Here is a 20,230-nt window from a genome sequence, read left to right as displayed (position 1 = left end):
AATGGCAAATTAGTTTATAGATATTTTACACTCTCCATAATTTAATACGAATTATTTGAAAAGAGTCTTAATTATTTTATTAAAAAATCAAATATAGGTATTAGTAGAAAATAACTTTACTAAATTTGTAAAAAATCTACAACCATGACAAAAATCACTATAAAAGAGACTCAAAACCCCACTATATTAAAATTTGAATTTGAGGATTTCATCACAAAAACTCAAAATTTTGAATTCAAAAATATAGATGAAGCGCAAGCGTCTCCTTTAGCACAACAATTATTTTATCTTCCGTTTGTAAAAACAGTATATATTTCCGGGAATTTTATCGCTATTGAAAGATACAGCATCGTCGAATGGGATGATGTGAAAGATGCTGTTGCAGAGCAAATTGAAGCATTTGTAGACAAAGGTGGTATTATTGTAAATATTGACGAAAGCAAAGCTAAAAAACAGCCTATTACCGTTTATGGAGAAACAACTCCAAACCCATCAGCCCTAAAATTTGTTGTCAGCAGAATGTTAACCAAAAATGCTGTTGAATATAAAAACATAGATCAGACTGCTTCTTCGCCATTGGCAAAAGAATTGTTTAAATTTCCTTATGTAAAAGAAGTTTTTATTGATGAAAATTACATTTCTGTAACAAAATACGATATTAACGACTGGCAGGAAATCACTTTAGAAGTCAGGACTTTTATCAAACAATTTATCGAAAACGGAGGAACTGTTTTAGATGAAAGCTTAATTGAAGTTGCTACTAAAAATGATGTAACAAAAGATGAGGCTTTTGATAAATTAGATGTGACTTCACAACAAATTATAAATATCTTAGAAGAGTATGTAAAACCAGCCGTAGCAGCTGATGGAGGAAATATTGCTTTTGATTCTTATAACGAAAATGACAAAACAGTAAAAGTAATTTTACAAGGAGCCTGCAGCGGTTGTCCGTCATCAACATTTACTTTAAAAAGTGGTATAGAGAACATGCTGAAAAGTATGCTGAACGATGAAGCGATTAAGGTAGAAGCTTTAAATGCATAAAAATATCAGCTTAAAAATAGTAAAAGCGTCTCAAATGAGGCGCTTTTTTTATAAATCCATATCTTCCTAATATTCAATAAATTATTTAAACAATAAGCCGGCAATTCTTTAAAAAAGTTTTATATTGTCTTCTAAACTAATCAATGTAAAACTATGGGATTATCATCATTTTTTAAGAATTTATTTGGTTCAGCCAAAGATTCAGCACAAGATTTGGCTGTTCAGGCTGAAACGACTTTTGATCAAGCTAAAGAAACTGCTGCTCCTTATATTGAAAAGGCAGAAACTTTTGCAGAAGAAACATTCGCTAAAGCTAAAGAAGCATCAGAACCTGTATTTGAAAGCGCTGTAGAATATGCTCATAAAGCAAAAGATCTTGTAAGCGAATATGTTGAAAAAGCATCTGAATCCATAAGCGATGTAGTTGATTCTGTGAAAGAAAAAACAAGTGAAACGGTAAGCGACGGCAAACCCACAATTGTAGAAAATGTAATAGACGTCAGTGAGAGCACCAAAGAAACAGATGACATTATTGAAGGAGGAGCTGATAAGGAATAAAACTACTTTCTTTCTTATAAAAATAAATATTTTTATATTTGCAAAACTAATACGCCTTCTCAATTGAGGAGGTTTTTTTATTATCAAATCATGAACCTTAGTCCAGATCAAGTTAGCGGTTACGTTACAAAATTCATCGACATATTAGTTGATTATTCTCCAAAATTAATTTCTGCATTTCTTATTCTTTTTATTGGTTTGTATGCCATAAGACTAATAAACAGATTGATTAGAAAAATAATGGTTAAGAGAAATTTAGATCCGACATTAACCAAATTTCTTGCAGATATTTTATTATGGGCACTTCGAATTTTGTTGTTTGTATCGTTTATTTCTAAACTAGGAATTGAAACTTCGTCATTTGTTGCCATTTTAGGTGCAATGGGACTTGCTGTAGGTTTGTCATTGCAAGGTTCACTCTCTAATTTTGCCGGAGGAATGCTAATTATCGTTTTCAAACCTTTTAAGGTAGGTGATACGATTGAGGCACAAGGTGTTATTGCAACAGTATTAGAAATTCAGATTTTCGTAACTAAAATGCTTACTGCAAATAATCAGACTGTTTTTGTACCCAATGGCGCATTGTCAAACGGTACAATAATTAATTATTCGATGCAGGGAGAAAGAAGAGCCGATTTGACTTTTGCAGTTTCTTATGATTCAGATATCAAAAAAGCAAAAGACATACTTTTAGAGGTTTTAACTAAAAACCCGAAAGTACTTAAAAAGCCAGCGCCAGAAGTTTTTGTAAAGAATTTAACCGCAAGTTCAGTAGAATTTGCAGTGCGTCCTTGGGCTAAAAATGTGAATTATGGAGCTGTTTTTTCTGAGACTTTAGAGAATTGCAAAACAGCCTTAGATGAAGCAGGAATCTCTGTTCAGCCTTTTACGCTTCAAAAATAAATAAGTTTACTTTTTTGAAGTTGTCATCATAAAATCTTTTAAATAATAAGGCTCAAAATAAGCGACATCAACAGTGTCGCTTTTTTGATACTTACTATAACTGATTTTACTCATTGCGTTTGCCGAAGGATATTTTATTTCTTCTAAAAAAACAAAATTATCTTTCGTTAAAACTGCCTTGCACTTGTCGGCACAATCGCCTACAAAATATATTTTTTCTGTAAAGTCCTTAAATGAATTTTCATCTATAACTTCTGCCAGAATTTCTCTTTCAACTTGTAGATCAGCATTAAAAATTTCACTGTAAACTTCCATTCTTCGTGCATCAAGCATCGGAATAATTTTTCCTTCTGAAACATTTGCCTGCGAAGCCAAAGTCTGTAAAGTATCTACAGCAATCAACGGAATATTTAAGGCAAAACACAATCCTTTTGCTGCAGAAACTCCAATTCTTAAACCCGTATAAGAACCCGGGCCTTGACTTACTGCAATTGCAGCTAAATCCTGAACTGAAATTTTAGCTTCTTCAATTACTTCTTCAATAAAAACATGCAGTTTTTCGGCGTGGGAATACCCTTCTTCGGCGATTTCTTTGCAAATAATGGTTTCTCCATTTTTAGCAATAGATACTGAACAGTTTTTCGTAGCCGTTTCGATATTGAGAATAAAAGACAAAATGTTTATTTTTAAAATTGATTATTATTTTTTTGGAGCGTCAGCTTTTTTAAGCTTTACTTTATCCCCAGAATTTAAGTCTTTAGAAACTGTAGTGTAAGGTCCCGTAATCACAACATCACCAGGTTTTAGGCCGTCCATTACTTCAATGTTAGTATCGTCTTGAATACCTGTTTTAATGATTCTGATTTTAGCTTTATCTCCTACTTTTACAAACACACATTCGAATTTTTTATCGCTTTTTGGTGCGGCTTTTTTATCTTCGTTAGGATCTTCTACTTTAAAATCTTTTACTGCAGCTGTATCTGATTTTACAACAACAGAACTAATTGGTACTGCCAAAACATTTGGTTTTGTTTTTGTAATGATATCAACTGTAGCAGTCATTCCTGGTCTAAAAGGAGAATAAGCACTTGACTGACCTTCCAGCAAATCCTGATAGGACTCTTTTAAAATACGCACTTTAACTTTAAAATTAGTAACCTGATCCGATGTTAAAGTAGTACTTGCCGAATTAGAAATACTGGTTACAATACCTTTAAATTTCTTTTTTAAGTACGCGTCTACTTCAACATTTGCTTCGTCTCCAATTTTAATTTTAACGATGTCATTTTCATTTACGTCAACTTCAACCTCCATGTTATTAAGGTTTGCTACACGCATAAGTTCAGTTCCAGCCATCTGCTGTGTACCTAAAACACGCTCTCCTAATTCAACATTTAATAAAGAAATAGTTCCGTCTGCAGGGGCATAAATTAAAGTACGACCTAGATTGTCTTTGGCTTCAGTTACAGATGCTGAGGCACTTTGCACATTATAATAAGAACTTTGTCTTGTAGCTTTAGCAACTTCAAAAGTTGCAATCGATTTATCCCAGTCTGATTTTGAAATAACACCTTTATCATACAAGGTTTTATTACGCTCATAACTTGCTTTTGCTTCTTTGAAATTTGCTTCTGACTGTGATAAACTGGCTTTTGTACCAGACAAATTTGCAACAGATCGATCTAAGCCAGATGTATATAAATCTGGATTTATCTTTACTAATAAATCGCCTTTTTTTACAACTTGGCCTTCTTTGACATTTAATGCAATAATTTCCCCTGAAACCATTGACGAAAGTTTTACCTCAATTTCTGGCTGAATTTTTCCAGTTGCCGAAACAGTTTCGACAATTGTTGAGGCCACAACTTTTGATATTTCTACTTCTTTTCCTTCATCCTTATTTCCTATTACTCCCGATTTTGAAAGACCTACTAAAATTGCAATGATGACTAATGCACCACCTATTAAGAAATAAACTGTTTTTTTTGACATAATAAATTATTTTGTAATAATTGGAACTATTGGAATTCCAAAGTAGAATTCAAGTATTTTTATTTTAAACATGTAATCGTATTTCGTTCTGATAACATCAGACTGCGCATTAGTCAGTAAAGTTTGAGCCTGAGTAAAATCAAATGAATTCATTAACCCAACATCATACTTTTCTTTAGCATAATTATATGCCTGTTGTCTCGCTTCTAAAGTTACAGTCGATGATTCGTAAGTGTTTAATGCTCCTTTTGCATTCGTAAAAGCTGTATAAACGTTACGTTGCAAATCTAAACTTTTTTGCTCTAAATCTATTTTAGATTTTTCTAAACTTACTTTATTGCGTTCTACATTATTTCGCACAGCAAATCCATTAAAAATAGGCACATTTAACTGAAAACCAAAATTATGTCCTTTATTATCACTAAACTGTTGGAAAACAGGATCTGGACCTCCTAAAATTGGATCACCATTAGCATCTACTCCAATTACTTTATCACTATAACTTGCTCTGGTGTTAAACCCATAAAAACCAGAAAGTGTAGGCTGATAAGCACCTTTTGCAATAGCTACATTTTTCTCTGCAATTTCAAGATTAGTCTGAGCAAGCTTTAATTCTGTTCTTGTCTCTTTAGCTTTATTGTAAATCTCAGTTGGAGTTTGAGCCATGATGTTATTTTCATCCTTGGCATTTGTATCATCTACAACATCAAAATCTGCAAATTCTTTTAATTGTAAAAGCTGTGCTAAACTTAATTTTGAGATCAGCAAATTATTTTCCGAAACAGTAATTGCTTGCTGATCTGTTGCAATAGTAGCTTTTAGATCATACAAATCTCCTCTTGGAATTGTTCCTGCATTTACCATTTCTTCAGAACGCTTTAATCGTTTTTCATCAATTGATAATTGTTCTTTTTTAACTTTTAGCTCTTCTTTATAAGATAAAATTTGAAGAAATGCGTTTGCCACATTAAGCGAAATATCTTCTTGCATTTTCAGCAGTTGATATTGCGAAGCTATAATCGAAAGTTTAGCTCTTCGATACGTATTTTGGATTTGCAATCCTTTGTAAATATCAACTCCCGCACTTAATCCTACAGATGAATATTGAGTAGTCTGATTACGCAAAAGACCTGTAGTAACATCCTGATTAAGACCTATATTCCATGAGTGCGAAGCATTTCCGTTTACTGATGGCAGGTAATTCCCAAATGCATCTTTCTTATCGATATCAGCATTTTTTACATCAAGCTCTGACAGTTTAATTGTAATATTGTTTTCCAGTGCATATCGCACAGATTCTTCTAGTGTCCATTGTTTTGTTTGCGCTTGCGCCGATAATCCAAACCCAAAAAGAATGGCAAAAACAAGGCTATTATATTTATTTATTTTCATATATTTTGAATGAAAGCATAGCAAAGATACTACGCAAATTTAACATTTTTTAAACCCAAAAACTCTTTATAGTTTCAAATTATTTTTTCTCTCCTTCGCTGATCAAACCTTGATTCCAGATTTTAATTTTATCTGTGTTTTTAACCCCGCTTTTAACTTGAACGTAGATTCCGTCACTTACTCCAAGCACTACATCTCTTCTTTCAAATTTCTGAGGAGCTGTTTCAACTTCAACATAAGGTTTTTGAGTTTTTTTGTCAAACTGAACTAAAGATTCTTTAATTGCCAAAACTTTATCTGCTTTTTCTAAAATAATAGAAGCGTTTGCACTTAAGCCGGCTCTAATAAAAGTAGCATCTCTGTTCTCTAAAGAAGCTTTTATTTCGAACTGAATTGCACCATTTTCTGTCACTCCTTTTGGAGCGATATAAGTTAAAACTGCCACAAATTTTTTGTTTTCAATTGCTCCAACTGTAATTTCGATAGGCATTTTTTCTTTAATTTTCCCCACCTCAGATTCGTCAATTTTTCCAACAAAAATCATTCTTCCAACATCGGCAACGCTGGCAATTGTAGTTCCTTCATTAAAATTATTACTTTCGATAACTTGATTTCCCACTTTAACCGGAACATCTAAAATCATTCCGTTTACAGTAGAACGAATCAAAGTATTCGCATAACTCCCTAAAGACGAAGTTGTTCCTGTTTTTACGATATCTAAACTCTGTCTTGCTGCTGCATAGTTTTGTTTTGCTTGTGTATAAGCCAATTGCGCCGCATCAAAATCATTTGCAGAAATTACATCTTTATCAAATAAAGTTTTTTGTCTTTTATAAATTTTTTCCTGATTGTCTAATGCAATTTTAGCCGTCTGTACTTGGTTCTGAGTACTGCTTACATTGGATACGTTGGCAACAACTCTAATTTTAGCAATCATGTCGCCTGCTTTAATTTTTTCACCTGCCTTGATATACACTTGTTCAATAATACCTGAAATATTCGGTTTGATTAGGACCTCTTCATCAGGCTGAATGTTACCAGTTGCAATGGTGTTTTTTACGATCGTTTTAATCTCTGCTTTTTCTGTTTTAAAGACGATTGGCGACTCTTGATTTTTCGCATACAAATAGTAAAGTGCGCCAAAGAAAACTAAAGCAATAAAGATTAAAATGGTTACGGTTACTCCTTTTTTCATTTTGTTTTTGGTTTAATCGATTATATTTTGATTGATAATTTATTCTGTTCGCAAAGCATCTACCGGCTTTACATTAATTGCGATTTGCGCCGGAATAAATCCTGCAAGCAAACCTGATCCTACTAATATTAATAACGCAAAAAATACTACGCCTAAATCAACACTTGGGTTTGCAAACATCGTATTGCTTCCGGGGGGCATAGAATCCAGCGCCATATTTAAGAGGGCAATAATTCCGGTTGCGACTGCAATTCCCAACATTCCTGAAATAATAGTTAAAAAGATTGATTCTGATAAAATCTGACTTCGAATGGCTCTTGGAGTTGCGCCTAATGCTCTGCGAATTCCTATTTCTTTAGTACGTTCTTTAACTACAATAAGCATAATATTTGAAATCCCAATGACTCCTGAAATTAAAACCAGCGTTCCTACAAAATAAGCAATGACTTTTAAGATGTTAAACAAACTCTGCACTTTATTAAATTGTTCGTATAAATCGAAATTTCCAACCGCTCTTTCATCCTCCGGATTTATAGAATGAAGCGCTCTGATTAACTCTAAAATTTTTGGTTTCAAGTCAGTTATCGAAGTTTCATCTTTTGCGGTAAGTGCCATCCACCCTACTTTATCACCATAATTAAAAGCCTGCTGAAAAGTGGTAAACGGAACGAATATATTTTTTTGTTCCTGCTCTGCATTTCCGCCTTGCTGTTTAGAATTATAAACTCCAACAACCATAAAATTAATTCCGTTTACTTTTATGTAAGTTCCAATTGCTTCTTCTTCTTTTCCATAAAGTTCACTAATAACTCCTTTTCCAATTACAGCTATTTTTCTTCTTTCTAAAATATCCTGCTGATTGATAAAACGTCCTTTTATGATATCCATTGGCTGCTGTTTAATCAATTCTGGATAATCTCCATAAATCGTAAAAGCAGAAGTTTTTGTACCACGAACCACATTATTTGTTCCGTTAAAATCTCCCAATTGATTTCTTGGCGAAACATATAACAAATCTGGCATCGCCGCTTTTAGAGCTGCTACATCACTGTTTCTAAAATCGTAACGGCGTACTTTTGGCAAACCTTTATATGCTTTAGTGGTTGTCTGGCTCCACATAAACATTGTGTTTGTGGCAATTCCGTCAAAACCTTTTTTAACGCCATTTTCTAATCCATTGCCCGCAGCAAGTAATATTACCAAAATAAAAATACCCCAAAACACACCAAATGCAGTCAGAACCGTTCTGAAAACATTAGCTGTTAAAGCTTGTAAAATCTCATCCCAATTATCTTTCTTAAACATAATTATTCGTCTCTAAGTGCTACAATAGGTTTTATTTTGGCTGCTCTGTAAGCTGGAAAAAACCCAGCCAATGCACCTGCAAATACAAGCAAAACTAGCGTAGTCAAAGCCACACTAAAATCGACTTCTGGGTTTCTGAAATATTCACTTTGAACCATTGGCCCTACAAATTCAAGCAAGAGCAAACTCGCTAATAATCCTGTAAAACCAGCAATTGTCGTAATAAAAATAGATTCATGCAATATCATCGAAATAATAGAAAAAGGTGACGCTCCTAAAGCTTTCCTGATTCCAATTTCTTTTGTTCTCTCTTTTACGATGATTAGCATAATATTACTTACACCAACTACTCCGGCAATAATAGTACAAATTCCAACCCACCAAAAAAACAATCTGATATAAAGATTTAAGTCATAAAATTGTTTTGCTTCTTCCACCGAATTGTAAACACCAATTGCACTGTCATCATCTGGAGCAACAATATTTTTGCTTTTAAGCAGGTCTTTTATCCCTTGAGTAAATTGTTTTGACTGTGCTAAAGCTTGATCATAATCGGTTTTTTTATTCAAAACAAATTGCATCCCGCTTATTTTATCACCAGCTCCGTATGCACGCTGATTAGTGGTAACAGGCATATAAACTCTAGATTCTTCTCTTTCTCCCGAAGGATCTGTAAAAACCCCAATTACTTTAAAATTTATATTATTAACTAAAATCTCTTTTCCTATCGGATCTTGATCTTTAAACAGATCTTGTTTAACCTTCAAACCAATAGCAGCGACTTTTTCATTATTTACCATATCGGTATTATTTATGAAACGTCCATTAATAATAGTCGCATTTTCAAGAGACAAATAATCTGGAGTAATGCCTCGAAACTGATAATTTCCCGATTCTTTTCCATAACTTACAATACCTCCCCAAGTACTTCTGACAGAAGATTTTTTATCTATTTGGTCATTAAACTTTGTAATCGGAAGATCATAATCACTGTTTCTTAATTGAATTTGTCTTCCTGGGTTTAATCCTTTATAGCCTTTAGTAGTTACATTTGACCAAACTTCAATAATTCCTTGAGCATCATTTTCGAATTGTTTTTCAATTCCGTTCTGAAGCCCTTTTCCTGCACCAAGCAAAATCACTAAAATAAAAATACCTGAAGCTACAGATATTCCTGTAAGAAATGTTCTTAGCTTGTTTTTAGAGATTGCTTCGAATATTTCTTGCCAACGCTCAATATTAAACATATGATGAAGCTCTAACTTGTTCTACCATTTTATCATCGATAATTAATCCGTCTTTCAGGACTACATTTCTCTTGCACATTGCGGCAATATCAGGTTCGTGTGTAACGATCAAAATAGTTTTACCTTCATCGTTAATTCCTTGAATAAGTTCCATCACCTCGTAAGAAGTTTTGGTATCTAAAGCTCCCGTTGGCTCATCGGCCAATAAAACCTTTGGGTTTGAAGCTAACGCTCTAGCAATAGCAACACGCTGTTTTTGACCTCCAGAAAGCTCACTTGGCAAATGGTGCGAATGTGTACCTAAACCCACTTTCTCTAAATATCGCATTGCAATTTCGTAACGCTCTTTTCTTTTTACACCTTGATAATATAAAGGCATTGCTACATTATCAAGAGCAGTTTTATAATTGATCAAATTAAAAGATTGAAAAACAAAACCTAAAAATTTATTTCGATATTTGGAAGCTATCGTTTCGTTTAATTTTTTTATAGGAGTTTTGTCTAAAATATAACTACCAGAATCAGCCTCATCTAGAATTCCAAGAATATTAAGAAGCGTAGATTTACCTGATCCTGAAGATCCCATGATAGCAACAAGCTCGCCTTCTTCGATATTAAAATTAATCCCCTTTAACACATGCAACTCTGAACTTCCCATTTTATAGGATTTGTGTAAATCTTTGATTTCGATCATGGTATTGTTAAATTTTAAAACAATAATAACATATTTATTAAGTAATTTATTATAAGAAAACGTTAATAATTTCGTTTTGCTATTTGAATAAGACTCAATTCGTTGTGAAATGTTACACTTTTTTACAATAATATAATTGTTTTCTTAATTTTGCTTTACTTAAAAAAATCTTAATGATGAAGTTTTTTTCAATTCTCTCTTTATTTGCAGTACTTACAGTACTTTCCAGCTGTTCAACATCTCAAAAATTAGAAACCTTAAAACCAGAACCAGACGATGCAAGTCCTTTGGTTTATGATGCAAATCCATCTTTTATCAATTTGCCTATAACAGTAAAATTGAGTGATATTGAAAATCAAACCAATTCACTTTTAAATGGATTAATTTATGAGGATAACAATATTGAAGATGATGACATCGAAATGAAAATCTGGAAACAGGCTCCTATAAAAATTCAAAATGATCCAGCAAATCCCGATAAAAAGATAAAAACAATTTTGCCTCTAAAAGCAACTGTCAAGTATAGAATTGGGACTAAAAAGCTAGGGGTTGAACTTTACGATACACGCGAATTCAATTTGAATGGCGTAATTACTTTATCGAGTGAAGTTGCACTGACGAACTGGAAACTGAATACCAAAACCGAATTCAAATCACTAGATTGGAATGAAAGTCCAACAATGCTTGTTTTTGGAAAAAGTTTACCCATAACCTATTTAGTAAATCCCGCGATTTCTATTTTTAAATCTAAAATTGAAAAAAGTATAGATCAAGCTATTGAAAAATCTATGGATTTTAAACCAAATGTTTTATCTGCTTTAGAAAAAATCTGCACACCTTTTCAGATGAGTGACACTTACGAAAGCTGGCTGCGAATTGTTCCTATTGAGGTTTACTCAACTAACGCAAAACTTAAAAATGATTTGTTTCTATTAGATATGGGCATGAAGTGCAACATGGAAACCATCGTTGGAAAACAGCCCGAATCAAAATTCAGCTCCAGTAAAATTGTTTTAAAACCTGTTGCTAAAATTCCGAATCAAATTTCAGCTAATATTGCGGCTATTTCAACTTATATTGATGCTTCTAAAATTATGACTAAAAATTTTGCTGGCCAGGAATTTGGGTCAGGAAGCAAAAAAGTAACTGTGAAAAATGTTACGATTTGGCATAAAGATGGCAAAATGGTAATTGCACTTGATGTTTTAGGTTCTATAAACGGAACACTTTACTTAAACGGATTTCCACAGTATAATCCTCAAACTAAAGAAATTTATTTTGACAAACTCGATTATGTTTTAGACACCAAAAGCAAATTAATGAGAACGGCGAGCTGGCTGGGCCAAGGCTATATATTGAAAAAGATGGAAGCAAGCTGTCGTTATTCGATACAGCCTAATTTAGAAGAAGGCAAAAAGAGCATGGCTTCTTATCTAAAAAATTATTCGCCAATGCCAGGCGTATTTGTAAATGGCAAAATGGAAGATATTCAGTTTGATAAAATTCAATTAACCAATCAGGCTATTATTGCTTTTATAAAAATAAACGGAACAGTAAATGTTTCTGTTGACGGATTGAAATAGTTGACGAAATAAAAAAAGCAGTATAAAAATTATACTGCTTTTTTCTTTTTAGATTGGTACATTCTGTAAATAAGAACACCAATTATAGCAACAAGCAAATATGGAATTACCATTAAATACACAATACCATTATTTACTGCTTCGGCTTTTTTAACATTCGAATCACCTGCAAGCGCCGCGCGGCACATTGCGCATTGGGCATGCGAGGAAATTCCAATTAGGAAAACACAAATTCCGAAACACAACTTTTTAAGTTTAGAATTTGTTATTTTAAAATTTGTTATTTTACTTTTAATGTACATAATAAGGAGAAATCATTAAGTAAACTACAACACCTGTAACCGCAACGTAAAGCCAAAGCGGAAAAGTTATTTTAGCTATTTTTCTATGTCTGTCAAATCTTTCTGCGAGCGCTCTTACATAAGTAATTAATACTAAAGGTATAATTGCGATAGACAATAAAATGTGCGTTATTAAAATAAAGAAATAAATGTAACGTATTGCGCCAATCTTAGCCGTTTCAGCTAAATCAAGGATTCCATCGTGATTTAAATCTCCAAATTTAGTAGAATCAGCTGTCATATGATAAGCAACATACATAACTAAAAAAGCAACTCCTAATGCAATTGCTGAAGTCATTAAACACTCATGCAGTTTACGTTTTCCATTTTTAATAGCTATTACTGCCCAAACCAAAACGATAGCACAAATTCCATTTATTGTAGCGTAAATTGGAGGCAGAAATGAAAGAGGCTCAACATTAATTCCAAAATCTTTTAATTTAACTCCAAACAAGATTGCTACAACTAGCGGAATTACAATTGAAACAGCTATAATAAACTTGCTGAATTTTTTTTCTAATGAATTATCTTCCATTTTATTCTTCTAATAATATTTTAATATCTTCCTGAATATCTCTAACGCCTTTTTTATCTAAGCCATCATAGTATAAAATAGGGTTTCCAAAATCATCTTTTCTACAACGAATATTTCCATCTTTATCAATCAATGCAAATAGGCCTGAATGCTCAAAACCTCCATTTACTTTTGAATTTTCACCTGCATATAAATTGAATCCTTTGTTGGATAAATCCATAATCGTGGCTTTATCTCCCGTTAAGAAATTCCAATTCGAAGATTTTACACCAAGCAATTTAGCGTGATCTTTTAAAACTTTAGATGTATCATGAGCTGGATCAATGGTAATAGATACAATTCCGAAATTAGGATTACCAAAAAAAGTTTTTTCGATTTCCAACATACTCAAATTCATCTTGGGACAAATTGAAGGACAAGTTGTAAAGAAAAATTCTAAAACATAAACTTTCCCTTTATAAGTTTGATTAGAAATTTTAGCATTATCCTGATTTGTTAATTCGAATTTAGGTGCTGGGCCAATGGTCAATAATTTTGCATCTGACTTTGTCGTTTTCAAACCTACATTATCCAAACGATTTCCTTTAACGACTTCACCATTTTTTATTCTGTCTACAATTTTAGGCACAGCATAAATTCCGAAGATTAAAACAATAAACGAAATTCCGATATAAGATTTATTTTTAAACATATCTATAAAGATTAAAGTTCTTTTGTTGCGTTGTGATTCTTTTTAAGAGCTGCACGATATTCGTATAAAATAATTTTAAAATCATCTAACATGTCGTTGCTCAACTCTGACGGATGAAAAGTGTCATACCCTTCCTTGTATTCGTCTTTATCTTTTCTTCCTCTTAAATTTCTTTCTTTATCTACAATATAAACATTTGATGTTCCTAGATTTTCATCCAGTTTTCCTTTCAAGTGCAATTGATTATAAAATGTTTTGATTTCATCTGGAGAAGCAAAAACAAAATGCCAGCCAGAAACATCTGTAAAAGCACCTAGCGATTCTTCAATTTTTTTTGCATCATTCTCTGTTCCTAACGGACAGATAACTACAAACTGTAAATCTTTAAAACCGTTATAACGCTGATAAATCTTTTCGTTTAGATTAAAAAAATTACCTCTGTTTTTTAAAATTTCAGAACCAGAAAAACCAAGAATTGTAATTTTATCAGTTAAAGTTACTTTTTCGCCTTTAAGAGATTTCCAATTACCTAAATCGGCAATTTTAGGGGTGATCGTTGGAAGTTTAGTAAAACTATTTACTCCAGAAGCAAAAAACAAATACGCTACAATTGGCAGGACAAAAAGTACAAAGAGAACTATATTTTTTTTCATTGTTTATGCGGGAAGTTATTGAGGTACAAAAATAAAAAAATCCCGATAGTTATCGGGACTCTTTTCGAATTAATATCATGTTAAAAATTCCACTTAATGGTAGAATCTTTAAAAACCCCATAAATATAATGTCCTTCTGTCAACAGAATAAACAATAAATATAAAACTAGGAAAATAACTGGTGAAACAACAGACCATCTAAGACTGCTTTTTTCACCTTCCATGTGCATGAATGCCCATACTATATAATAAGCTTTGAAAATTGTTAGGATATAAAAAATCCAGTTCAACAAATTCAAACCTACAAAATGATTACCCTCTAAAAATCCAGGCTTCAAAATACCTAGAATAACTTCTACTGTAGTTACTACTGATAGTAATGCAAAAACAAACCAGATTCTTTTTGTATTTGATACGTGTTCGTGTGACATAATAATTAAAATCTAAAATTAAACTAAGTAGAAAACTGTAAATACAAATACCCAAACTAGATCGACAAAGTGCCAGTATAAACCAACTTTCTCTACCATTTCATAGCTTCTTCTTTTCTCATAAGTACCTAATAATACATTAAAGAAAATAATGATATTAATGATAACTCCAGAAAATACGTGGAATCCGTGGAATCCAGTAATGAAGAAGAAGAAATCAGCAAACAATTTACTTCCGTATTCGTTTCTTGTAAGGTTTGCACCTTCTACTACATATTTTGCAGAACTCAAACGAGATTCAGATTCTGCTCTGCTCAAAAGTTTTTTGCTCTTTTTTCCGTTTTCAACAACAATCTGTTCTGTTCTTATCAACAATTCAGGATGTGCTTTAAAACCTGCTTGAACTTCAGCAACCGAATATGTAGATACTGATTCAGCACTTTCCATAAACCATTTCCCTTTAGCTCTAGTAAGCGCTTCAGGTTGTTCAGGCAATTTTACAGCAAAATCTTCAAGAGCTACTCTTTTACCGTCCTTATCAACAAACTGCAATAAACTTCCTCCTACTGTTTCAACTGCACCATATTCTCCTTTTATGAAGTTTTTCCATTCCCAAGCTTGAGAGCCTACGAAAATAAGACCTCCAATAATAGTTAAGAACATGTAAATAGCAACCTTTGTTTTTTTCAAGTGATGACCTGCATCAACAGCCAAAACCATTGTTACAGATGAGAAAATCAAAATAAAAGTCATCAAGGCTACATAATACATTGGAGCCGAAACGCCATGCATAAATGGGAAGTGAGTAAACACTTCGTCAGCCAAAGGCCAAGTTTCAATAAATTTAAATCTAGAAAAACCATAAGCAGCAAGGAATCCAGAGAATGTCAAGGCATCTGATACGATAAAAAACCACATCATCATTTTACCATAACTTGCTCCTAATGGCTGGATATCTCCGCCTCCCCAAGTTTTTTCGTCGTTATTTGCAGTAGTAACTGTCGCTTCCATAAAAGATATTCGTTAAAAAGTTCCCAAATTTACGTTTTTTTCTTATTTAAAGAAATATAAAAATAAAAATAAATATACCCATAATAAATCCAAAAAGTGCCAATACATCGCACCTAGTTCTATACCAAGAGTTTGAGTCGAATTGTATTTTTGTTTAAAATGATTATAAATTATAATTAAAAGTGAAATTAGCCCGCCAGCCAAGTGTAATAAGTGCGTTACCGTCACAACATACAGAAAAGTTGTAGTAATTGAGCTACCTTGTCCTGTAAAATAATAACCGCTGTCTACAATTTGTCCAAAACCAACAAATTGTAAAACTACAAACAAAATTCCTAAAGCTAATGTCCCTAAAAGCAAAGCTGTCGTAGCGCTTCTATTGTCTTTTTGAATCGCTTTTTTTGCTAAATAAAAAGTAATACTGCAACCTATAATAACAGCTGTACTGTAATAAAATGCTGTTGGCAATTCAAAATTCTTCAACCAATCAGCTCTTGATTTACTTACTACAAATGCACTTGTAAGTCCGGCAAACATCATGGTCATACTTACCATTGCGAATAACAAAATCAGTTTTGCTGACTTTGATTTTCTTACTTGTTCTTCGCCTGTTGTCATTGTCATTTCCATAACTATCTTAAAAATTTATCTACTATAAATACTATCTGCAGCAACGAAATATACGAAACGCTAACCAACATTAACGTCCTTGCTGATTTTGCAGTACGCAATTGATACAATTTTACTGCGTAAAACAGCATCCACAATCCTAATAAGAACACTAAAACCGCCGCAATTGGCGAGATAAACAATTGTCCTGTATAGCCTAGAACAGGTAATAACGATGCTATAATAAGCCAAATTGTATATAAAATAATCTGCAGAGCAGTCCCTTTATCTTTTTTTCCTGTTGGAAGCATAAAGATTCCTGCTTTTTCATAATCTTCATATAAAAACCAGCCAATTGCCCAAAAATGAGGGAATTGCCAGAAAAACTGAATTAAAAATAACGTTCCAGCTTCAATACCAAATTCACCTGTCGCCGCAACCCATCCTAACATAAATGGAATTGCACCGGGAAAAGCGCCAACAAAAACAGACAACGAAGTTACTGTTTTTAAAGGTGTATAAATACTTGTATATAAAAATATTGAAATAGCGGCAAACATTGCAGACTTTGCATTGATCGTATAAAGCAAACTAATTCCAATAATAGTCAGTAAACTTGCCACAAACAAAGCCATTTTTGGAGACATACGTCCTGACGGAACGGGGCGGTTTTTAGTTCTGTCCATCAAAGAATCGATGTCTTTTTCTATTACCTGATTGAATGCATTTGAAGCTCCAACCATGCAATAGCCACCGATAGACAAAACCACCAAAACACTCCATTTAAAAGGGTGTTCATTATTTACACCTAATAAATATCCCGCAATAGAGGAAAACAAAACACTAATAGCTAAACCTGCCTTAGTGATCTCTTTGAAATCTAGAAATATTGATTTTAGTGAAATTGTATTTTTAGTAGCGTTCAAACCTTTTATTGTTTGTATATTTTTTTGAGTGGTGCAAATGTACAAATTAGATTGTAGAATCTAGAACTATAAATTTAGATTTTTTCAATAAAACCTTTACAAAATAAGGACTTGCAAATCTTTAACACAATTATTTCGAAAAATCTTATTAAAAATACTAGTAATCAAAATACCAATTAAAGATATCAGAACGCAATCCGATAGTAAACCAAGTTGTGTTTTGTTTAAAAGTTGTAGCTGTATCTTTTGTGGGATCAAAGTTTCTATAGATAAAACTTCCAAACAATTTCAGGTTTGTCATTGGGTTTATTAAATATCCTCCTTGGATATCAGCAATAAAAACATTTGTTTTATTACCCTGCCCTATTTTTACACCTGAATCATATGGACGATTTTCATCATAACTCTTATAAATATTCCCACCGTAATTATAGCTGTCTTCTGCTGTATCAAAATCTAAACCTCGCTTGCCGACTGTGAATTTTGCATCTCCAAAATAACGCCCTTTGTGATAACGCCCAATCGCAACAAATTCCTCAAAATTTCCACCCCATTGGTGCCCTATACTTTGATTATTGTGACCGTAATTTGTAATAACAGCGCTATGTGAGTACACGTACGGACGGACATGATTGTATTCTAACTGCAGCAATAAATCTTTTACTTTAAAAGCATTGAAGTATTTAGCCCCTAATTGATATCCATATTTATTTCTCCAGCTATTATTTCCTTCTTTTATATCTCCCAATGAAAATTCATCTAATAAAAATTGAGCATATAAATTAACATTATTATTCCATTTATATTTTGATGTGAATCCAAGAAGGGCATTTCCACTTCTAGACGACGATGCAAATTCTACCGAACGGTAAAAAATAATCGGGTTTACAAAATTGATATCAAAACCTCTATTGTTTGTATCTGTCCAAACAACTGATTCAAAGAAACCTAAATTAAGTTTATTCGAAACATTCCAGCTTAAATAATGATTGGCCATGAATTTTGTCGCGTATGTTTTATCAACCGTAACATCAGGACGAACATCTTTAAGCCACATATAAGTATTTGTATATTTGATTTTCCAGAAAGTAGTATTAATTTTAAAATACGGATACGGGCTTGCTCCATCACTTTCTAGCAATGAACGATATCCATCTCCAATAAAATTCCTGCCATATCCCAGCTGCAGATCAAAGATTTTACTTGGTGCGTAGGTAATATTTGCTTCTGCCAAAGGAAAGTCATAAGAATCTGTTTTGAATCGCTTAGCAATTCCAATTCCAGGAATTATGGCAGGATTTCCTCCTGAAGGCTTTAGCGTTTCAGCATAATCATTATAGTAACCTGCAAATCTTCCCTGACTTTCAAAAATGGTTGTTGTAAAATTTATTTGTTTTCCTAAGCCACCTCTAAAATTCAACGCACGGGTATTTACATAAGTATATGAAGCATCAAGATCAGAAGCTTTGCCCATTTGCAGATCTACAATAGGATTTAATGCCAGCCAATAATCTTCACCTTGAATCTGAACCAAATTTTCATTCCACCATTTTCTTCCCAACCAAGTCAAAACGTTTTTTTGAAGCGATTCATTTACTGCTTTCAAATTATAATATTTAGAAACCTCAGTATAAGTATACGGTTTTGAAGCCGTGTGATTATTAGCTCCAACTTGGTTCATTGCGCTATCAAATTGTGCATAATAGCTATGAGAAAATGGAATATTCAAATGACTTTCAAATTCAGGATTATTGTACTTTTTATACACAATACTATCTAATTCTGTCATTGGCTTTTCTACTGGACGCAAAATTTCAGCTGCAGCTAAAGCTTCAGAAGCAATTTGATCTGCGCTTTTTAATGGCAAATCAATCGAAATTGTATATTTCGAATAAGTAGGTTTACCGTTATAAGTTGAAGGTTTTATTTTAGGAAATTTACCAAAAACACGTTTTGCTTCTTCAGATAATTCATCATTTGCTGCATTTATATAAATCACTTTAAAAACACCTTCTGCATCAACTTCAAAAAGCACTTTTACCTCGCCTTTATAATTAGTTTGTTTTAAATTTTCTGGAACTTCAAAATTTTGGAACACAAAATCCTGCACTTCTTTATAAAAACAATTTTCGAGTTTTTTAGATTCTAAATTTTCACAATTAGGAAAAACAGGAAATTGCTCCGTTGTAAATCCAGGTTTAACAGAGGAATTATTTTCTTGGCAAAAGGCGGATAAAGAGGCGAATATCAAAACAAAAGATAAAGCACTTTTATTTAAGCAGATTTTGGTTTTCATTTAATATTGATTTGTAGTATTTTCTCCATTAGCAATTAATTTTGCTGCTGAAGTTCCGATACGTTTAACTCCTAAACGAATCATTTCTATTGCATCATCATATGAACGTACACCGCCCGCCGCTTTAACTGGCAAAGGAGATGCATTTTCTAACATCATAATAATTGTTGGAATTGTTGCTCCGTTTGGCAAATCATTTTCAGTTTTAAAAAAACCTGTTGATGATTTTACAAAAACCAAAGCATAATCTTCTTCCTTAAAATTTGTAATAACAACATTTTTTATCAAAGCCGAAAGCTGAATAATTTCTTTATCCGTTAAAGCTGCAACTTCTATAATCCATTTTACTGTTTTGTTATTGGCTAATCCTATTTGAGTTCCAATTAAGATTTCTTTTTTTACTAAAGTAATGTCACCATTTTTGAAAGCTTCATAGTTACAAACAAAATCCAAGTCATCAGCTCCATTTTCAATAGCCTCATTTGCTTCTTTTATCTTAGTTTCCAAATCTGAGTTACCTTCTGGAAAATCTATAACTGTACCAACCAGCAAAGTCGAATTGGCTTTTAAAATCATTTCTTTAGCCAAACTCACCTTTTCTGGGCGAATCATAATTAGCTTAAAACCTTCTATAATTGCTTCGGCAATAGTATTTTTAACTACAATATTATTTTCTTCCTCTGAAAGTCCAGCTTGAGAGGCAGTTTTTAAATAAGTCGAATCTAAATATTGCTTAACATTCATGATTATACTATTACATTGAATGGCACAAAAATACATTTTAAATTGAAAAAAAGTGCTCTTTGCAAAGCTTCATTTTATTC

Annotated in this window: 21 protein-coding genes; 4 read left to right on the top strand and 17 right to left on the bottom strand. The window is 32.7% G+C overall.

The features are described 5' to 3' along the window. Positions 1 to 144: 144 nt before the first annotated feature. The 3 genes from IR010_RS19425 to IR010_RS19415 all read left to right on the top strand — a co-directional run bounded on the left by IR010_RS19425 (position 145) and on the right by IR010_RS19415 (position 2,505). The gene (locus IR010_RS19425) at positions 145 to 1,044 is read left to right on the top strand and encodes a NifU family protein (protein ID WP_029273173.1); all 900 of its coding nucleotides are present in this window, start codon (positions 145 to 147) and stop codon (positions 1,042 to 1,044) included. 153 nt (positions 1,045 to 1,197) lie between these two features. Beyond that, positions 1,198 to 1,602 (top strand): YtxH domain-containing protein, encoded by a 405-nt coding sequence (locus IR010_RS19420; protein WP_194606024.1) that lies wholly within the window; start codon positions 1,198 to 1,200, stop codon positions 1,600 to 1,602. 90 nt (positions 1,603 to 1,692) lie between these two features. Then, the gene (locus IR010_RS19415; protein WP_029273171.1) at positions 1,693 to 2,505 is read left to right on the top strand and encodes a mechanosensitive ion channel family protein; all 813 of its coding nucleotides are present in this window, start codon (positions 1,693 to 1,695) and stop codon (positions 2,503 to 2,505) included. Between the two features lie 6 nt (positions 2,506 to 2,511). Here IR010_RS19415 and tsaB read toward each other — a convergent pair whose 3' ends face one another. The 7 genes from tsaB to IR010_RS19380 form a co-directional block, all read right to left on the bottom strand. After that, the gene (tsaB, locus tag IR010_RS19410) at positions 2,512 to 3,180 is read right to left on the bottom strand and encodes a tRNA (adenosine(37)-N6)-threonylcarbamoyltransferase complex dimerization subunit type 1 TsaB (RefSeq protein ID WP_029273170.1); all 669 of its coding nucleotides are present in this window, start codon (positions 3,178 to 3,180) and stop codon (positions 2,512 to 2,514) included. A 24-nt stretch (positions 3,181 to 3,204) separates the two neighbouring features. Continuing rightward, the gene (locus tag IR010_RS19405; protein ID WP_029273169.1) at positions 3,205 to 4,497 is read right to left on the bottom strand and encodes an efflux RND transporter periplasmic adaptor subunit; all 1,293 of its coding nucleotides are present in this window, start codon (positions 4,495 to 4,497) and stop codon (positions 3,205 to 3,207) included. Positions 4,498 to 4,503: 6 nt separating this feature from the next. Beyond that, complete coding sequence (locus IR010_RS19400) at positions 4,504 to 5,889, bottom strand: TolC family protein (RefSeq protein WP_029273167.1); 1,386 nt, start codon at positions 5,887 to 5,889, stop codon at positions 4,504 to 4,506. Between the two features lie 79 nt (positions 5,890 to 5,968). Further along, complete coding sequence (locus IR010_RS19395; protein WP_029273166.1) at positions 5,969 to 7,084, bottom strand: efflux RND transporter periplasmic adaptor subunit; 1,116 nt, start codon at positions 7,082 to 7,084, stop codon at positions 5,969 to 5,971. A 39-nt stretch (positions 7,085 to 7,123) separates the two neighbouring features. Continuing rightward, positions 7,124 to 8,389 carry an ABC transporter permease gene (locus tag IR010_RS19390; protein ID WP_194570562.1) on the bottom strand — a complete coding sequence of 422 codons (1,266 nt, stop codon included), beginning with the start codon at positions 8,387 to 8,389 and terminating at the stop codon, positions 7,124 to 7,126. A gap of 2 nt (positions 8,390 to 8,391) precedes the next feature. Further along, on the bottom strand, positions 8,392 to 9,636 hold the full coding sequence (locus IR010_RS19385; RefSeq protein WP_194606022.1) for an ABC transporter permease: 1,245 nt from the start codon (positions 9,634 to 9,636) through the stop codon (positions 8,392 to 8,394). Further along, positions 9,629 to 10,330, bottom strand: a complete 702-nt coding sequence (locus tag IR010_RS19380; protein ID WP_029273163.1) for an ABC transporter ATP-binding protein — start codon at positions 10,328 to 10,330, stop codon at positions 9,629 to 9,631. Before IR010_RS19380 ends, IR010_RS19385 begins: the two co-directional genes overlap by 8 nt. Positions 10,331 to 10,506: 176 nt before the next feature. On the opposite strand from IR010_RS19380, the gene IR010_RS19375 reads away from it, so the two are divergent. Then, positions 10,507 to 11,913 carry a DUF4403 family protein gene (locus IR010_RS19375; RefSeq protein ID WP_029273162.1) on the top strand — a complete coding sequence of 469 codons (1,407 nt, stop codon included), beginning with the start codon at positions 10,507 to 10,509 and terminating at the stop codon, positions 11,911 to 11,913. Between the two features lie 29 nt (positions 11,914 to 11,942). Here the strand turns inward: IR010_RS19375 and IR010_RS19370 are convergent, their stop codons facing one another. The 10 genes from IR010_RS19370 to deoC all read right to left on the bottom strand — a co-directional run bounded on the left by IR010_RS19370 (position 11,943) and on the right by deoC (position 20,150). Continuing rightward, positions 11,943 to 12,215 carry a hypothetical protein gene (locus tag IR010_RS19370; RefSeq protein WP_194606021.1) on the bottom strand — a complete coding sequence of 91 codons (273 nt, stop codon included), beginning with the start codon at positions 12,213 to 12,215 and terminating at the stop codon, positions 11,943 to 11,945. Next, a complete protein-coding gene (locus IR010_RS19365) occupies positions 12,205 to 12,789 on the bottom strand; it encodes a DUF420 domain-containing protein (protein ID WP_194606018.1) in 585 nt (194 codons plus the stop codon). Before IR010_RS19365 ends, IR010_RS19370 begins: the two co-directional genes overlap by 11 nt. Position 12,790: 1 nt before the next feature. Continuing rightward, a complete protein-coding gene (locus IR010_RS19360; RefSeq protein ID WP_029273158.1) occupies positions 12,791 to 13,480 on the bottom strand; it encodes an SCO family protein in 690 nt (229 codons plus the stop codon). An 11-nt stretch (positions 13,481 to 13,491) separates the two neighbouring features. Beyond that, a complete protein-coding gene (locus tag IR010_RS19355; RefSeq protein ID WP_029273156.1) occupies positions 13,492 to 14,133 on the bottom strand; it encodes a hypothetical protein in 642 nt (213 codons plus the stop codon). Positions 14,134 to 14,213: 80 nt separating this feature from the next. Continuing rightward, positions 14,214 to 14,564: a cytochrome C oxidase subunit IV family protein gene (locus IR010_RS19350; protein WP_029273155.1), complete on the bottom strand. Its 351-nt coding sequence runs from the start codon at positions 14,562 to 14,564 to the stop codon at positions 14,214 to 14,216. Between the two features lie 18 nt (positions 14,565 to 14,582). After that, positions 14,583 to 15,575 (bottom strand): cytochrome c oxidase subunit 3, encoded by a 993-nt coding sequence (locus tag IR010_RS19345; protein ID WP_029273154.1) that lies wholly within the window; start codon positions 15,573 to 15,575, stop codon positions 14,583 to 14,585. 42 nt (positions 15,576 to 15,617) lie between these two features. Further along, positions 15,618 to 16,205 carry a heme-copper oxidase subunit III gene (locus IR010_RS19340; protein WP_029273153.1) on the bottom strand — a complete coding sequence of 196 codons (588 nt, stop codon included), beginning with the start codon at positions 16,203 to 16,205 and terminating at the stop codon, positions 15,618 to 15,620. 2 nt (positions 16,206 to 16,207) lie between these two features. Next, positions 16,208 to 17,110, bottom strand: a complete 903-nt coding sequence (cyoE, locus tag IR010_RS19335; protein WP_029273152.1) for a heme o synthase — start codon at positions 17,108 to 17,110, stop codon at positions 16,208 to 16,210. Between the two features lie 157 nt (positions 17,111 to 17,267). Then, positions 17,268 to 19,406: an energy transducer TonB gene (locus tag IR010_RS19330; protein WP_194606016.1), complete on the bottom strand. Its 2,139-nt coding sequence runs from the start codon at positions 19,404 to 19,406 to the stop codon at positions 17,268 to 17,270. Further along, positions 19,407 to 20,150: a deoxyribose-phosphate aldolase gene (gene deoC, locus IR010_RS19325; protein WP_194606014.1), complete on the bottom strand. Its 744-nt coding sequence runs from the start codon at positions 20,148 to 20,150 to the stop codon at positions 19,407 to 19,409. Positions 20,151 to 20,230: the final 80 nt, after the last annotated feature.

The sequence above is a fragment of the Flavobacterium sp. MR2016-29 genome (genome assembly GCF_015350695.1).
GTDB lineage: Bacteria > Bacteroidota > Bacteroidia > Flavobacteriales > Flavobacteriaceae > Flavobacterium.
The sequence above is the reverse complement of the archived record's forward strand: the minus strand, read 5'-3'. Positions and strand labels throughout refer to the sequence as shown.

Coding starts and splice junctions, on each gene's coding strand:
- IR010_RS19370 (WP_194606021.1), bottom strand. CDS start 12,215: ATGTACATTAAAAGTAAAATAACAAATTTTAAAATAACAAATTCTAAA.
- IR010_RS19385 (WP_194606022.1), bottom strand. CDS start 9,636: ATGTTTAATATTGAGCGTTGGCAAGAAATATTCGAAGCAATCTCTAAA.
- IR010_RS19375 (WP_029273162.1), top strand. CDS start 10,507: ATGAAGTTTTTTTCAATTCTCTCTTTATTTGCAGTACTTACAGTACTT.
- IR010_RS19345 (WP_029273154.1), bottom strand. CDS start 15,575: ATGGAAGCGACAGTTACTACTGCAAATAACGACGAAAAAACTTGGGGA.
- deoC (WP_194606014.1), bottom strand. CDS start 20,150: ATGAATGTTAAGCAATATTTAGATTCGACTTATTTAAAAACTGCCTCT.
- IR010_RS19365 (WP_194606018.1), bottom strand. CDS start 12,789: ATGGAAGATAATTCATTAGAAAAAAAATTCAGCAAGTTTATTATAGCT.
- IR010_RS19355 (WP_029273156.1), bottom strand. CDS start 14,133: ATGAAAAAAAATATAGTTCTCTTTGTACTTTTTGTCCTGCCAATTGTA.
- IR010_RS19340 (WP_029273153.1), bottom strand. CDS start 16,205: ATGGAAATGACAATGACAACAGGCGAAGAACAAGTAAGAAAATCAAAG.
- IR010_RS19420 (WP_194606024.1), top strand. CDS start 1,198: ATGGGATTATCATCATTTTTTAAGAATTTATTTGGTTCAGCCAAAGAT.
- IR010_RS19390 (WP_194570562.1), bottom strand. CDS start 8,389: ATGTTTAAGAAAGATAATTGGGATGAGATTTTACAAGCTTTAACAGCT.
- IR010_RS19380 (WP_029273163.1), bottom strand. CDS start 10,330: ATGATCGAAATCAAAGATTTACACAAATCCTATAAAATGGGAAGTTCA.
- IR010_RS19405 (WP_029273169.1), bottom strand. CDS start 4,497: ATGTCAAAAAAAACAGTTTATTTCTTAATAGGTGGTGCATTAGTCATC.
- IR010_RS19425 (WP_029273173.1), top strand. CDS start 145: ATGACAAAAATCACTATAAAAGAGACTCAAAACCCCACTATATTAAAA.
- IR010_RS19350 (WP_029273155.1), bottom strand. CDS start 14,564: ATGTCACACGAACACGTATCAAATACAAAAAGAATCTGGTTTGTTTTT.
- IR010_RS19400 (WP_029273167.1), bottom strand. CDS start 5,889: ATGAAAATAAATAAATATAATAGCCTTGTTTTTGCCATTCTTTTTGGG.
- IR010_RS19330 (WP_194606016.1), bottom strand. CDS start 19,406: ATGAAAACCAAAATCTGCTTAAATAAAAGTGCTTTATCTTTTGTTTTG.
- IR010_RS19415 (WP_029273171.1), top strand. CDS start 1,693: ATGAACCTTAGTCCAGATCAAGTTAGCGGTTACGTTACAAAATTCATC.
- IR010_RS19395 (WP_029273166.1), bottom strand. CDS start 7,084: ATGAAAAAAGGAGTAACCGTAACCATTTTAATCTTTATTGCTTTAGTT.
- IR010_RS19360 (WP_029273158.1), bottom strand. CDS start 13,480: ATGTTTAAAAATAAATCTTATATCGGAATTTCGTTTATTGTTTTAATC.